Source organism: Roseivivax jejudonensis (genome assembly GCF_900172265.1).
GTDB classification, from domain to species: domain Bacteria; phylum Pseudomonadota; class Alphaproteobacteria; order Rhodobacterales; family Rhodobacteraceae; genus Roseivivax; species Roseivivax jejudonensis.
On sequence record NZ_FWFK01000004.1, the window covers coordinates 20,548 to 33,868 of the forward strand.

Below are 13,321 nucleotides of genomic sequence, written 5' to 3' on the forward strand. Positions count from 1 at the left end.
CGCCGGGATCGCCGACTCCCGCCTCGGAACGCCTCGCGTGCCGGGCCGCGCCCGCGTCAGAGGAACAGGAAATCCTCCACGCCCAGTTGCGCCGCGGTGACCCCGGAAACGAGGATCGTCTGCCCCTGGTAGGACATGCTGACCCCGAACCCGCCCTCGACGACCGTGTCCACGATATCGAGGGAGTCGACCCGGCCCTGCAGTCCCGACCCGGGCGCGTTCGGCACGTCGGACAGGCGGAAGGAGTCGAGCCCGTCCTCGAACCCGCGCACGATGTCCGTCTCGCCCGGCTCGCCCTCCAGCCAGACGAAGACGTCCGCGCCGGTATTGCCCTCGATCGTGTCGTTGCCGGGGCCGCTGTTGATCGTGTCGTTGCCCGCGCCACCACTGATGAAGTCGTCGCGGCCGCCACCGGCGAGGAAGTCGTTGCCGGTGCCGCCGGAGATGGTGTCGTCGCCCTCGCCGCCGCCGACGAGATCATTGCCCGCACCGGCCGAGATCGTGTCGCGCCCGGCCCCGCCGCCCAGGCTGTCGTTGCCGTCGCCGCCGATCACGGTGTCGGTGCCCAGAGACCCGCCCATCGTGTCGTCGCCGGCCCCGCCGGTCACCGTGTCGCTGCCCTGCCCGGCGGCGAGAACGTCGTCGCCGATGCCGCCATCGATACGGTCGTCATCGAGACCGCCGCCGATCGTGTCGTCGCCGTTGCCGCCCAGCAGCGTGTCGTTGCCCGCACCGCCGCCGAGGCTGTCGTTGCCATCGCCGCCGTCGACGCTGTCGTTGCCGTCCGAGCCGCCCATCGTGTCATTTCCGGCCTGACCCAGCATCGTGTCGTTGCCGTTCTGTCCGAACAGGGCGTCGTTCCCGGCACCGCCGCGCAAGAGATCGTTGCCGTTGCCTCCGAGCAGCGTGTCGTCGCCGCCGGCCCCGTCGATCCTGTCGTTGCCGCCCAGTCCGTCGATCAGGTCGTCCCGCGGCCCGCCGACGATCGAGTCCGCGCCGTTCGTCGCCGCCGCGGGCAGGACGCGGCCGGCACTCTCGATGACGGATTCCGCGGCGCCGAGGCCGTCGGTGTAGCTGACCCGGACCGAGACCACCGCGCCGATATCGGCCGGCACGAGCGTGTAGGTGTCGCCCGTCGCCGATCCGATATCGCTGCCGTCGCGGCGCCACTGGATCGACAAAGGGCCGAGCCCGTTCGGATCATCGAAACCGGACAGGTCGAGCGACAGCGTCTGCCCGGCACGCGCGTCACCGAGGATTTCGATGTCGCCCGTCGGCGGAAGCTGGATCTGCGGCTGGCGGATCGTGCCGACGCCGATTGCGCCTGCGGTCCCGCCGGTCAGGGTCGGCGGCAGCGACGACAGCCCGAGCACGAACGTCTCCGTGCCCTCGCCCGCGTTGCCGTCGGATCGGATCGTCACGTTGACCGCCGCCTCCGTCTGGCCGGGCCGGAACGTGAGCGTGCCGGACGTGGCGGTGTAGTCGCTTCCCGCCGACGCGCTGATATTCGATGTCGCGTAACCGATCGTCGTGTTGGTGTCGAAGGGCCGCGACAGCCGGACCTCGAAGGTCGCGGTCGCGGTGCCCGAGAGCGGCTCCGTCACCACGACGTCCGAGACATGGATCGCACGGTCGAGTCCGACCGCGTCGTCATCGAGGATGAACGCCGCCTCCTCCAGCACCGGGACGCCGCCGGCCAGGACCGCACCGCTCGGCGAGAACAGCTCGATCTCGAACGACTCGTCGGCCTCGTTTTCGTTGTCGCTCCGCACGCGCGGCGAAATCGTCTTGGACGTCTCGCCGGGGGCGAAGGTCAGCGTGCCGGACGTGTCGGGAAAGTCGGTGTCTTCGGTCGCGGTGCGCCCCGCGCTGCGATACTGCACCGTAACCGTGTCGAGAGAGGGCTCGGACAACGTGACCACGAAATCGGCCCAGCCGCCGAAGCCCGAACCGACCGACTCCTGCGCATCGCGCGACTGGATCGTCAGCGTCGGCAGGCCCGCCGCGCCGTCATCGTCGAGGATGAGCGCCCGGCCGGTCGCGCCTGCGCCGCCATCGCCGAGCGTTCCGTTCGGCGTCACCGACAGCAGGAAGAACTCGGATGCCTCTGCCCGCGTGTCCCCGCGTACCGAAACATCGACATAGGCCCGCAGTTGGCCGGGCGCGAAGGTCACCGAGCCGGACGCGCCGGTGTAGTCGGACCCTGCGGTCGCGCTGCCGTTATGCGTCGCCCAGTCGAAGGTCTGTTCGCTCGCGACCGGCCGCGACAATGTCAGCTCGAAGCGCGCCGTCCGCGATCCGCCGTCCCCTTCGACGAGGACCGGCTCGGAGACCTGCAGGCTGCGCGACAGGCCGGGATCGTCGTCCTCGAGGATGAAGCCGGTTTCGCGCAGCACCTTGGCGCCGCCGGCGAACGTCGCGCCGGTGACGTCGAAATACTCGACGAAGAAGGCCTCGTCGTCCTCGATATCGTTGTCGCTGTCGACGCGGATCTCGAGCGACTTCGACGTCTCGCCCGGCGCGAAGGTCACCGTTCCGATCTCGCGCGGATAGTCGATCTGGCTCGTCGCCGTGGCTGGCAGCGTGCGATAGCCCACGGTCACGGCGTCGAGCGACGGCTCGGACAACGTGAGCGTGAAATCCAGCGTGCCGCCGAAACCCGAACCGACGGACTCCCGCACGAGCGCCGGCGCCGACGACAGGACGGGCAGCGCGCCGCCGTCATCGTCTAGGATCGTGGCCTCTCCGACCGCGCCCGCACCACCATCGGCGATCGCCGTGCTGGGGTTGACGACCAACTGGAAGCTCTCGGTCGGCTCGCGCGCGGTATCGCCCGACACCAAGACCTCCACCGTGGCGCTGGTCTGACCCGGCGCGAAGGTGACGGTGCCGCTTGTGCCCGTGAAATCGCTGCCCGCGCGGGCGCCGGCGTCCTGGGTCTCGTAGTCGAAGCTGAGCTCGGTGGTTGCCGGCCGCGACAGCGTCACCTCGAAGATCGCGCGCTGCGTGCCGCCATCGCCTTCCAGCAGGACCGGCGAAGACACGTGCAGCCCCCGGTCGAGCCCGACGCCATCGTCGTCGAGGATGAAGGCACCGGCGCGCAGCACCTTGGCCCCGCCCGCAAAGTCCGCTCCGGCGGCGTCGAAGAGCTCGAGCGAGAAGGACTCGTCCGCCTCGTCGATATTGTCGCTGTCCACCCGCACCGTCACGGTCTTCCACGTCTCTCCGGGGGCGAACGTCAGCGTGCCGTCGGTGAAGGGGTAGTCGATGTGCTGCTCGGCCGTTCCCTCGAGCGTGCGGTAGCCGACGCTCACCGCGTCGAAGGACGGCTCCGACAGCCGCACAACGAACGTGACCGTCCCGCCGAAGCCGGATCCGATCGATTCCGGCGCGCCGGTCGCCGTGAGCGACAGCGTCGGCCGCCCGCCGGGCGCATCGTCGTCGAGGATCGTGCCGACGCCGGTCGCACCGATGCCCCCATCCGCGACGCTGCTGTCGGTATCGACGACCAGCGCAAAGGTCTCGCTCGGTTCGCGCTGCGTGTCGCCCGACACGTCGACGCGCACCTCGGTCGAGGTCTGGCCCGGCAGGAAGGTGACAGTGCCGGACGACGCCGTGTAATCCGACCCAGCGCGCGCCGTTCCGTTCACCGTCGCGTAGGAGAACGTCGTCAGCGATCCGTAGGCCTCCGAGATCGAGACATCGAACAGCGCTTCCCGCGTTCCGCCGTCGCCTTCCACGATCGTCGGGGACGAGACGTAGAGCGCGCGATCGACGTCCGAGCCGTCGTCGTCGAGGATGAAGTTGGTGACCCGGAGCGACCGCACCCCGCCCGGCAGATCGGCGCCCACAGGGTCGAAGAACTCGACGACCACCGACTCGTCCGTCTCGACGTCGTTGTCGCTGTCGGCCCTGATCCCGAGGGTCTGAGAGGTATCGCCCGGGGCGAAGACCAGAACGCCTTCTTCGCCTCGAATATCGATACCGACCAGTCCCGTGCCCGAGAACAGCCGATAGGGCACGAGAACCGTATCGAGTGCGGTTTCCGATAGCTCGACGACCCATTCGAGGGTGCCGCCGAAGCCGCTGCCAATGGATTCATCCGCCGGTGACGGCGCTATGGAAATGTCGGGCACAGGCGGCCTCCCTCGCAATCAATCGAACAATGCAGAAATCAGAGGCACATTGCTTACGTTGCGTCAACAATCATCGAAGCTTCGCCGGTGACGGGCTTTTCGCGACTTTCTCTCCGACCGGCGCGGGATCCGCCCCGGCCATTCGATGCCGCGACCCGAAAAGCGTTTGGTTTCAATTGCGATCCGAAATTCGCAGCTTTGCACCACACGCAGGGCGTGTGATTGACCGCGCCAATTCACGCGTTTTGGAATGGCGGCCGGCGCCATCCATATTGTTCGGGATGCCCGGAACAGAGTATCTTGAGAAATCTCGCAACGACCGGGATGAGACTGCGGGGCCGCTCCGTATACGCGGTAAACGGAGGGCTGGTGACATGGCGTCCCCTACTGCGACCGACACGTCGAGACTGATCACGCCGGGCGATGCAGCGCCCTCGTTCGTCCAGCGCAGCGTGACCAATCCGCGCTACGCGTTCGACAGCGCCGCCGGGCGCTACCTCGTGCTGTGCTTCTACGGCAGCGCGCAGGACCCGCATTCAGAGGCTGCGCTGGCCGCCGTCCACGGCCGGCCCGACCTCTTCGATGACGAGCGCGCGAGCTTCTTCGGCGTCAGCACGGACCCCGAGGACGAGGCACAGCAGCGGGTGCAGAACCGACTGCCCGGCTACCGGCATTTCTGGGATTTCGACCTCGCGGCCTCGCGCCTCTACGGCGTCGTGGCGCGCGACGCCGACGCGACGATCCGCCCGCCCGACATGGTCCGCCAGTGGGTGGTCATCGACCCGACGATGCGGGTGATGGCCGTCATTCCCTTTCGCGACGACCGCAGCGACATTGAACAGGTTCTGGCGGGGCTGCAGCGCCTGCCGCCTCCCGACCGGTTCTCGGGCATCGAGAGCATGCCGCCGATCCTGTATCTGCCGCGCGTGTTCGAGCCCGACCTCTGCCGGCACCTCATCGGGCTCTACGAGGCGCAGGGCGGCGTCGAAAGCGGCTTCATGCGCGAGATCGGCGGCAAGACGGTCGGCGTGTCCGATCCGGGCTTCAAGCGCCGCAAGGATTTCGAGATCGAGGACCGCGCGCTGATCGGCGCCCTGCAGGAGCGCTTCAAGCGCCGCGTGATCCCCGAGATCGCGAAGGTTCACCAATTCAATGCGACCCGCATGGAGCGCTACATCGTGTCCTGCTACGCCGCCGAGGACGGCGGACACTTCTCCGCGCACCGGGACAACACGACCCGCGGCACCGCGCATCGCCGCTTCGCCGTGTCGGTGAACCTCAACGACGACTTCGACGGCGGCGAGGTGAACTTTCCCGAATACGGCAAGCGCAGCTTCAAGGCACCGCCGGGCGGCGCGGTCGTGTTCTCGTGCTCTCTGCTCCACCGGGTGAGCAAGGTCACGCGAGGCCGGCGCTACGCGTTCCTGCCGTTTCTCTACGATGATGCCGCGGCGCGCATCCGCGAGGAGAACGCGCGGTATCTGGGCGAGACGGGATCGGCCTATACCGCGACGCCGAAGGTCGAGACCGAGCCGTCGGCGTGACATGACAACCGTCGCGCGGGCATGAGCGGGGCTCCGGACATTGTCGGGCAGCTCGAGGCGCTTAGGCGCTACGCGCGCGTGCTGACGCGGGACCCCGAAGCGGCGGACGACCTCGTCCAAGCCACGTTTCTCCGGGCCGAGGAGCGGCGCTGCACCTTCCGCGAGGACGGCGATCCGCGAGTCTGGCTGATGTCGATCCTGCACCGGCTGTTCATCGACACGCGCCGGAGCGAGCGCGCTTCCGAGGCCCGTGCCCAAGCCTGGGCCGAGACACGGCCGCTCTTTGCGCCCGCCGGCGGCGAACCGGCCGCGCGGCTCGCACAGATCCGCACGGCGTTCCTGGCGTTGTCCGCCGACCGGCGCGAGGCGCTGCACCTCGTCGCGGTCGAGGGCCTCAGCGTCGCCGAGGCCGCGGCCATTCTCGGCGTGCCGGCGGGCACCGTGATGTCCCGCGTGGCCCGCGCCCGCGCGGACCTGCGCGCGTTCGAGGACGGCACGGCCCTGCGCGCCGGCGCTACCCTGAAGATCGTTGGGAGACGAGATGACGGAACGACCTGACGACGAGGACACGCTGCAGGCCGACACGCTGGCTTTCATCGAGAGTCGGCTCGCGCCCGAGCGGAGCTACGACCTCGCCGGCTACCTCGCGGACCGGCCCGACCGCGCGGCGGCGCTGCTTTCGGACGCACGGGATATCGCGGGCCTGCGTCTCGCGCTGGCGGCGCCGGAAACGCCCGCGCCGCCGAGCCTCCTGGCGCAGGCACGCCGCCTGCAGGATCGGCTGCGGTGGCGCGGAAGATTGCGGCGTTCGGCGCCCATCGCCGCGGCCCTGGTGCTGTTCGCCGCCGGCTGGACCGGCCACGGCGTCTTTCAGAAGGGCAGCCGCAGCGCGGCACCGCCGCTCGTCGAGGCAGCGCTCGACGCCCATGCCGCGCTGGAATTGCGTCACTGGATGGCGTCCCAACCAGAGAGCGCGTCGCTCGATCCGCAGGAGATCCTTGCAGCGCTCGGCGTGGAGATCCCGTCGCTTCCCGCCGACTGGACCGTCCGGGACGTTCAGGTTGTCGCGACCCCGGACCGGCCGGGCGTGGCCATCGCCGTGGACACGCCGGATTTCGGGCCGATCTTCCTTCTCGCCGTGTCGCGGAGCATGACCACCGTCCCCGCGGCGCCGACCGCCTTCGAATACGACGGGCGCACGGTGGCGCTGTTCGAGCGGGGGCGCTCGGCCTTCGTCATGCTGGACGAATCCGGACATCCCGAGCAACTCGCCTCGGGCGCGCAACTGCTGTCGGAGATGAACTGAGGGGCGCCTCCGGCCCCTCGGTGTGCGCGATACGCGAGCCCGCAACATCGATCCTGACCACCTCACCCTACGCGCGTGCGCTCCCTCGAGATAGCGTTCACCGCGACCGCACCGCCCGTCCGACGACCAATGCCGGACCTGGCCCGTGACGGCCCGGCCCTTGCAGCGTGACGATGTTTTGAGACATTCCGGACAGGAGCACGACAGGGAGAGCCCGGCGATGCAGGCGGCATGAGCGTATTCTGGACCCTGATCTCGGGCGGTTTCGCGCTCGGCATCGTGGCCGTTTGCGTGTGGCGGGCGCTCGCCACCGCGCGAACCCCGCAGGGCTCGGTCGCGTGGGTGATCTTTCTGCTCGGCGCGCCGTGGTTTGCCGTTCCGGCCTTCGCCGTCTTCGGGGGGCACCGGCTGCGCAGCTACACGCGGACACGGCAGCGCAGCCGCGCGCTGACCGCCAACCAGAACGATGTCGCACGGCTCACGCCGCCGGCCGAGGCCGCGCAGGCCCGGCTCGCCGTGTTCGAGCGCATCGTGAACCTGCCGGCGACCGGCGGCAACGCCGCGCAGCTCCTGATCGACGGCGCGGAAACCTTCGATGCGATCTTCGCCGCCATCGACGCCGCCCGGCACTCCGTCTGCGTCCAGTTCTACACGATCGTGGACGACGATACCGGGCGGGTCCTGGCCGACCGACTGATCGCCGCGGCCGGGCGCGGCGTCACGGTCCGGCTGCTCTTCGATGGCGTCGGCAGCTACGGGCTCTCGCGCCGCTACCGCACGCGGCTGTCCGAGGCCGGCATCCATGTCATCGATCCGCGCGCGGCGCGCGGGCCGACCTCGCGGCTCAACATCAACTTCCGCAATCATCGCAAGACGGTCATCGTCGACGGCATCATCGGCTTTGTCGGCGGGCACAACGTCTCCGACACCTACCTCGGCCACAATCCGACCTACGGCCGCTGGCGCGACACCCATGTCGCGCTGCAGGGCCCGATCGTCGCGCAGCTGCAGCTGATCTTCACCGAGGACTGGCACTGGGGCACGGGCGAGCTCCTGACGGACGACCTGAACTGGGACCCGGGCACCCACCCGGCCGACGTATCCGCCGTTCTGCTGCCGACCGGGCCCGCCGATCCGACGGAGACGGGCGCGCAGGTGTTCTTCGCCACCATCACCGCCGCGCGGCGGCGGCTGTGGATCGCCTCGCCCTATTTCGTGCCCGACGGCGCGATCCTCTCGGCGCTGAGCAACGCCGCGCTGAACGGCGTGGACGTGCGCGTGATACTGACCGGTGGCATCGACCACTACCTGCCGTGGCTCGCCGCACAGGCTTTCCTCGACGACATCCGCGCCGACGGCGTTCGGATCTACCATTTCGCCGACGGCTTCATGCATCAGAAGGTGCTGCTGTGCGACGACGACCTCGCGCTGGTGGGCACCGCCAATTGCGACAACCGATCCTTCCGCCTGAACTTCGAGACGATGGCCGCGTTCGCCGACGAGGGCGTCGCCGGAGACGTGGCGCGCATGCTGGAGGACGACCTGGCGCACAGCCGACCGCACGACACGCCGCTGGCGGACAAACCGATCTGGATCCGGGTCGGCGCCAAACTGGCGCGACTGCTGGCGCCGGTGCTCTGATGCCGCTGCGGATCGCGAGCTACAACATCCGAAAGTCCATCGGGCTCGACCGGCGGCGCAGCCCCGAGCGGATCCTGTCTGTCATCAACGGGATCGGGGCCGACATCGTGCTGTTGCAGGAAGCGGACCGTCGCCTCGGCGCGCGGCGTGCCGCCCTGCCCCGCTCCCTGATCGAACGCGAGAGCGACTACGCGGTCGCGGATCTCGCGCGCAACGATGTGAGCCTCGGCTGGCACGGCAATGCCGTGCTGGTGCGCCGCGGCATCTCGGTCGAGGGCGTCGCGCACCTCGACCTGCCGGGTCTCGAGCCGCGCGGCGCGGTCATGGTCACCGTCGCCGGGCTGTCCGTCGTCGGCACGCATCTCGGCCTGCTGCGGCGCTGGCGGCAACTTCAGATGCAGGCGATCGTCGATCACCTCGGCGCCCGGATCGCCACGAGCGTGATCGGCGGCGACTTCAACGAATGGTCGCGGCGCGCGGGCTTCGAGCCGTGGATCGACGATCTGCACCTCGTGACGCCCGGCCCGAGCTACCACAGCGCCCGGCCCGTCGGCCGGCTCGACCGGTTCGCCTTCGGCCGACAGGTCCGGGCGGGCGATCGTGGCGTCATCCGCCACGGCGCGGCGCTGCGCGCGTCCGATCACCTGCCGGTCTGGACCGAGGCGACTCTGCGCCCCGCAGCCGACGCGCCGGACTAGCGCGACGCGACTGATCCGGATCGCGCCGCCGGTGGTGCATGGCTGGACCACGCAGCGCCTTCGGTGTTTTCTGCCGCGTGATCGACACGCGCGCACGCCGTCTTCCGGAAAGGACCGCCATGACCCCGCAGACCGTTCCCGACGCCACGTTCCACACGCGCGTTCGCAACCCGGCCCTCGGCGGCGACAATCCGTTCGAATGGAAGGCGATCACCAGCGACGACGTCTTCGCCGGCCGGCGTGTCGTGCTCTTCGCGGTGCCGGGTGCCTTCACCCCGGCCTGTTCCGACAGCCACCTGCCGGGCTACGAGACGCACCACGACGCCCTTCGCGATCTGGGCGTGGACCTCGTGGCCTGTCTGGCCGTGAACGACGCGTTCGTGATGTTCCAGTGGGCCAAGTCGCGCGACATCGAGAAGCTGACGATGCTGCCCGACGGAAACGGCGAGTTCACCCGCAAGATGGGCATGCTGGTCGAACGGCGCGGCACCGGCATGGGCCTGCGCAGCTGGCGCTATTCCATGCTGGTCGAGGATCGCGCGATCCGGAAGATGTTCATCGAGCCGGGCTTCCGCGACGATCCTCCGGGCGTGCCGCTCGAGGTTTCGGGCGCGGAAACGATGCTCGCCTACCTCAAAGACGGCAACGACGGCTGAGCCCGTACCTGTCAGGCCGTGGCGAAGCGGCCGCGCGTCCGGTTGGCGAAGGCGACGAGCGACAGCATGACCGGTACCTCCACCAGCACGCCGACCACCGTGGCCAGCGCGGCGCCGGAATTAAGGCCGAAGAGGCTGATCGCGACGGCCACCGCAAGCTCGAAGAAGTTCGACGTCCCGATCATCGCGCAGGGCGCCGCGATCCTGTGCGGCACGCGCAGCCACCACGCGGCGCCGTAGGCCAGCGCGAAGATGCCGTAGCTCTGGATCAGGATCGGCACGGCGATCAGCACGATGGTCAGCGGACGCTCGAGGATCACGCTCCCCTGCAGCCCGAAGAGGATCGCGACGGTCGCGATCAGCCCGATGATCGAGGCCGGCTTCACCCGCGCGGTGAAACCTGCGATGCGCGCGTCCGACCCGAGGGCCCGCCGCGTCGCCAGCCCCGCGAGGAGCGGCAGCAGAACGTAGAGCACGGTTGCCAGCACCAAGGTCTGCCAGGGAACCGAGATTTCCGTCACCCCGAGCAGCAGCGCCACGATCGGCGCGAAGGCCACCACCATGATGAGGTCGTTCACCGAGACCTGCACGAGCGTGTAGGTCTCGTCGCCGCGCGTGAGCTGCGACCAGACAAAGACCATCGCGGTGCACGGGGCGGCGCCGAGCAGGATGAGCCCGGCCACGTATTGCGCCGCGTCCTCCGGCGCGATCAGCGGGGCGAAGATGACCTCGAAGAACAGCACGGCCAGCCCCGCCATCGTGAACGGCTTGATCAGCCAGTTGACCGCGAGCGTGACGAGAAGCCCGCGCGGCTGCCGCGCGACGCCCGACACCGCGCCGAAATCGACGCCGACCATCATCGGGTAGACCATCGCCCAGATCAGCACGGCGACGACGAGGTTGATCCGGGCGATCTCGGCCGCCGCGACGGCTTCGACGAGCCCGGGCGCAACCTGTCCGATCGCGATGCCCGCCACCATCGCCAGCGCGACCCACAGGCTCAGCCAGCGTTCGAAGCCGCCCATCGCGGACGGCGCGGCGTCGGTCGTATCGGTCACTGCGGTCTCCTTCGCGCGGCGCGGCCCGGATCACCCTTCGGGGGCGGTCCGGGCCGGTCATGTCTGTCTTCGGTCGGGGCGGTCGCGCCGGTCAGGCCGTCGCGTTCGCCTCCATGTCGGCGATGCGGTCCACCGCCTTCTGCAGCGAGATCCGGTCGAGCGTCTCGATCGGCAGCGCGGTAAAGGCGCGGATACGGTTGCGCAACTCGCCGTAAGCGCGCTGGAAGGCCAGGCTTTTCTCCGCCTCGGTGCCCTCGGCCTTCACCGGATCGGTCATGCCCCAATGCGCGCTGACAGGCTGGCCGGTCCAGGCCGGGCAGTCCTCGTTGGCCGCCTGGTCGCAGACCGTGAAGACGAAATCGAGCCTCGGCGCGTCCTCCGACTGAAATTCGCTGACATGCTTGGCCCGCAGCGCCGAAACGTCGTGCCCCTTGTCGCGCAGGACATCCACCGCGAAGGGATTGAGCTCCGAATAGGGGCGCGTGCCGGCCGAAAAGACCTCGAACCGGTCACCGGCCTCGTGCCGCAGGATCGACTCCGCAAAGATCGATCGCGCGGAGTTGCCGGTGCAGATGAAAAGAACGTTGAACTTCCTGTCGGTCATGGCTTCAGCTCCGTCGAGCAGGGAAGAGATCGGCGGCAGGCACAGGTCCGGCCGCCCACGGCAGCAGTCGAGGAAGAGCTGCTCCATCATCGCGCCGGCGGCCGTCAGATCGACCGCGTAGCGCAGCGACGTGCCCTCGCGTCTCTGAACCACCAGACGCGCCTGGTGAAGCGCGGAAAGGTAGGCCGACAGGGTCGACGGCTTGATGCCGAGCACCGCCGCGATCTCGCCGGCCGGCAGCCGGTCGGGATACCGCCGCATCAGCAGCCGGAAGATGGCGAGCCGCTGCGGATGGCCGAGTGTCGTGAGCTGGGTGACGAGCGCAGATTCCATAATTCGTAAATATACGAAAAAAGACTGTACGCAAGCAATTTCGACCAATGCGCAGGCGCGGCTGGTCTTGCGCCCCGATGATCGTCACCGGCCCGATCCTGACGCCCTGCCCGCCGAAGAGGCAGCCGCCGCGGTTGTGCCAAGCGAATGAACTGCCTACGCTCCGACCTGCCTGCACATAAAATGGGCGCCCGAAGCAAAGTTGCCGACCGCGCGGCACCTCGCACCCGCGCAAGCTGGCATTTGCAAAACGGGCATCCGACAAGATCGGTGCATGACAGGGAGATGGACAATGATCCGACACGCAATTCTGGGCGCGAGCCTCCTCTTCGGAGCGACCGCCGTATCGGCGCAGACCGAGATGCCCTTCGCGCTCGACTGGAAGTTCGAGGGCCCCGCAGCGCCCTACACCTACGCCATCGATTCCGGCCTGTTCGAGGCGCAGGATCTTTCGGTGACGATCACCGAGGGCGCCGGTTCGCTCGACGCGATCCCGAAGGTGGCGACCGGCGCATTCCCGGTCGGGTTCGCCGACATCAACTCCGTGATCCGCTTCAAGGACCAGAACCCCGACGCGCCGGTGATGCCGGTGATGATGGTCTACGACAAGCCGCCCTTCGCGGTCGTCGGACGGATCAGCCAGGGGGTGTCCGAACCCGCCGATCTCGAGGGCCGCACCCTCGGCGCGCCGCCCCCGGACGGCGCCTGGGCACAGTTTCCGATCTTCGCGGCAGAGAACGACCTCGACATGGACGCGATCACGGTCGAGCCGGTGGGCTTCCCGACGCGTGAACCGATGCTGGCCGGCGGCGAGGTCGACGCGGTGACCGGGTTCTCGTTCTCCTCGACCCTCAATCTGATCCGTCTGGGCGTGCCGGAGGACGACATCTCCGTCATCCTGATGGCCGATCACGGTGTCGACCTCTACGGCAACGCCATCATCGTGAACACCGACTTCGCCGAGGAGAACCCCGAGGCGGTCACGGGCTTCCTGACCGCCATCGCCGAGGGCTGGCAGGCCGCGATCGACGATCCCGACGCCGCGATCGCATCCCTGCTGGAGCGCAACCCGGCCGCCGACGCGGATCTGGAGACCCGCCGCCTGCAGCTCGCCATCGATGCCAACGTGCTGACCGACTACGTGGCCGAGAACGGCATGGGCAACATCGACAGCGAACGCTTCGCGGCCGCGATCGAGCAGACGCGCACGGTCTACGAGTTCCAGAACGAACCCGATCCCGCCGCGCTCTTCGACGCGAGCTACCTGCCCGAGGGCGACGTTCTGATGCTGGAGTGACGCGACCCGCCGGGCCGCGGCAACCGCCACGGCCCGGCCCCCGACGCG

Annotated in this window: 10 protein-coding genes; 7 read left to right on the forward strand and 3 right to left on the reverse strand. The window is 69.0% G+C overall.

What is annotated here, in order from left to right; all coding sequences use genetic code 11:
• Positions 1-56 precede the first annotated feature (56 nt).
• Complete coding sequence (locus tag ROJ8625_RS10935) at positions 57-4,136, reverse strand: Calx-beta domain-containing protein (RefSeq protein WP_159456753.1); 4,080 nt, start codon at positions 4,134-4,136, stop codon at positions 57-59.
• Between the two features lie 374 nt (positions 4,137-4,510).
• Here ROJ8625_RS10935 and ROJ8625_RS10940 point away from each other — a divergent pair, with 374 nt between their 5' ends.
• The 6 genes from ROJ8625_RS10940 (at position 4,511) to ROJ8625_RS10965 (ending at position 9,981) form a co-directional block, all read left to right on the forward strand.
• Entirely contained in the window at positions 4,511-5,680 is a 1,170-nt protein-coding gene (locus ROJ8625_RS10940) for a 2OG-Fe(II) oxygenase (protein ID WP_085791944.1), read from the forward strand.
• Between the two features lie 21 nt (positions 5,681-5,701).
• Positions 5,702-6,238 (forward strand): sigma-70 family RNA polymerase sigma factor, encoded by a 537-nt coding sequence (locus tag ROJ8625_RS10945; protein WP_085791945.1) that lies wholly within the window; start codon positions 5,702-5,704, stop codon positions 6,236-6,238.
• Complete coding sequence (locus ROJ8625_RS10950; RefSeq protein WP_085791946.1) at positions 6,222-6,986, forward strand: hypothetical protein; 765 nt, start codon at positions 6,222-6,224, stop codon at positions 6,984-6,986. The genes ROJ8625_RS10945 and ROJ8625_RS10950 overlap by 17 nt, the downstream gene beginning before the upstream one ends.
• 231 nt (positions 6,987-7,217) lie before the next feature.
• Positions 7,218-8,627 carry a cardiolipin synthase gene (cls, locus tag ROJ8625_RS10955; RefSeq protein ID WP_085791947.1) on the forward strand — a complete coding sequence of 470 codons (1,410 nt, stop codon included), beginning with the start codon at positions 7,218-7,220 and terminating at the stop codon, positions 8,625-8,627.
• Entirely contained in the window at positions 8,627-9,325 is a 699-nt protein-coding gene (locus ROJ8625_RS10960; protein ID WP_200813308.1) for an endonuclease/exonuclease/phosphatase family protein, read from the forward strand. The genes cls and ROJ8625_RS10960 overlap by 1 nt, the downstream gene beginning before the upstream one ends.
• A 119-nt stretch (positions 9,326-9,444) precedes the next feature.
• Entirely contained in the window at positions 9,445-9,981 is a 537-nt protein-coding gene (locus tag ROJ8625_RS10965) for a peroxiredoxin (protein ID WP_085791948.1), read from the forward strand.
• A gap of 11 nt (positions 9,982-9,992) precedes the next feature.
• Here ROJ8625_RS10965 and arsB read toward each other — a convergent pair whose 3' ends face one another.
• On the reverse strand, positions 9,993-11,006 hold the full coding sequence (gene arsB, locus ROJ8625_RS10970) for an ACR3 family arsenite efflux transporter (protein WP_085792415.1): 1,014 nt from the start codon (positions 11,004-11,006) through the stop codon (positions 9,993-9,995).
• Positions 11,007-11,130: 124 nt separating this feature from the next.
• Positions 11,131-11,976 carry an arsenate reductase/protein-tyrosine-phosphatase family protein gene (locus ROJ8625_RS10975; RefSeq protein WP_085791949.1) on the reverse strand — a complete coding sequence of 282 codons (846 nt, stop codon included), beginning with the start codon at positions 11,974-11,976 and terminating at the stop codon, positions 11,131-11,133.
• A 292-nt stretch (positions 11,977-12,268) separates the two neighbouring features.
• On the opposite strand from ROJ8625_RS10975, the gene ROJ8625_RS10980 reads away from it, so the two are divergent.
• A complete protein-coding gene (locus ROJ8625_RS10980) occupies positions 12,269-13,273 on the forward strand; it encodes an ABC transporter substrate-binding protein (protein WP_143535101.1) in 1,005 nt (334 codons plus the stop codon).
• The last annotated feature ends 48 nt before the right edge of the window (positions 13,274-13,321 follow it).

Excerpts from the sequence above, each read along its gene's own strand:
- ROJ8625_RS10945 (WP_085791945.1), top strand. The coding sequence starts at position 5,702 with ATGAGCGGGGCTCCGGACATTGTCGGGCAGCTCGAGGCGCTTAGGCGC.
- cls (WP_085791947.1), top strand. The coding sequence starts at position 7,218 with ATGAGCGTATTCTGGACCCTGATCTCGGGCGGTTTCGCGCTCGGCATC.
- ROJ8625_RS10940 (WP_085791944.1), top strand. The coding sequence starts at position 4,511 with ATGGCGTCCCCTACTGCGACCGACACGTCGAGACTGATCACGCCGGGC.
- ROJ8625_RS10950 (WP_085791946.1), top strand. The coding sequence starts at position 6,222 with ATGACGGAACGACCTGACGACGAGGACACGCTGCAGGCCGACACGCTG.
- ROJ8625_RS10960 (WP_200813308.1), top strand. The coding sequence starts at position 8,627 with ATGCCGCTGCGGATCGCGAGCTACAACATCCGAAAGTCCATCGGGCTC.
- ROJ8625_RS10975 (WP_085791949.1), bottom strand. The coding sequence starts at position 11,976 with ATGGAATCTGCGCTCGTCACCCAGCTCACGACACTCGGCCATCCGCAG.
- ROJ8625_RS10965 (WP_085791948.1), top strand. The coding sequence starts at position 9,445 with ATGACCCCGCAGACCGTTCCCGACGCCACGTTCCACACGCGCGTTCGC.
- ROJ8625_RS10980 (WP_143535101.1), top strand. The coding sequence starts at position 12,269 with ATGATCCGACACGCAATTCTGGGCGCGAGCCTCCTCTTCGGAGCGACC.
- arsB (WP_085792415.1), bottom strand. The coding sequence starts at position 11,006 with ATGGGCGGCTTCGAACGCTGGCTGAGCCTGTGGGTCGCGCTGGCGATG.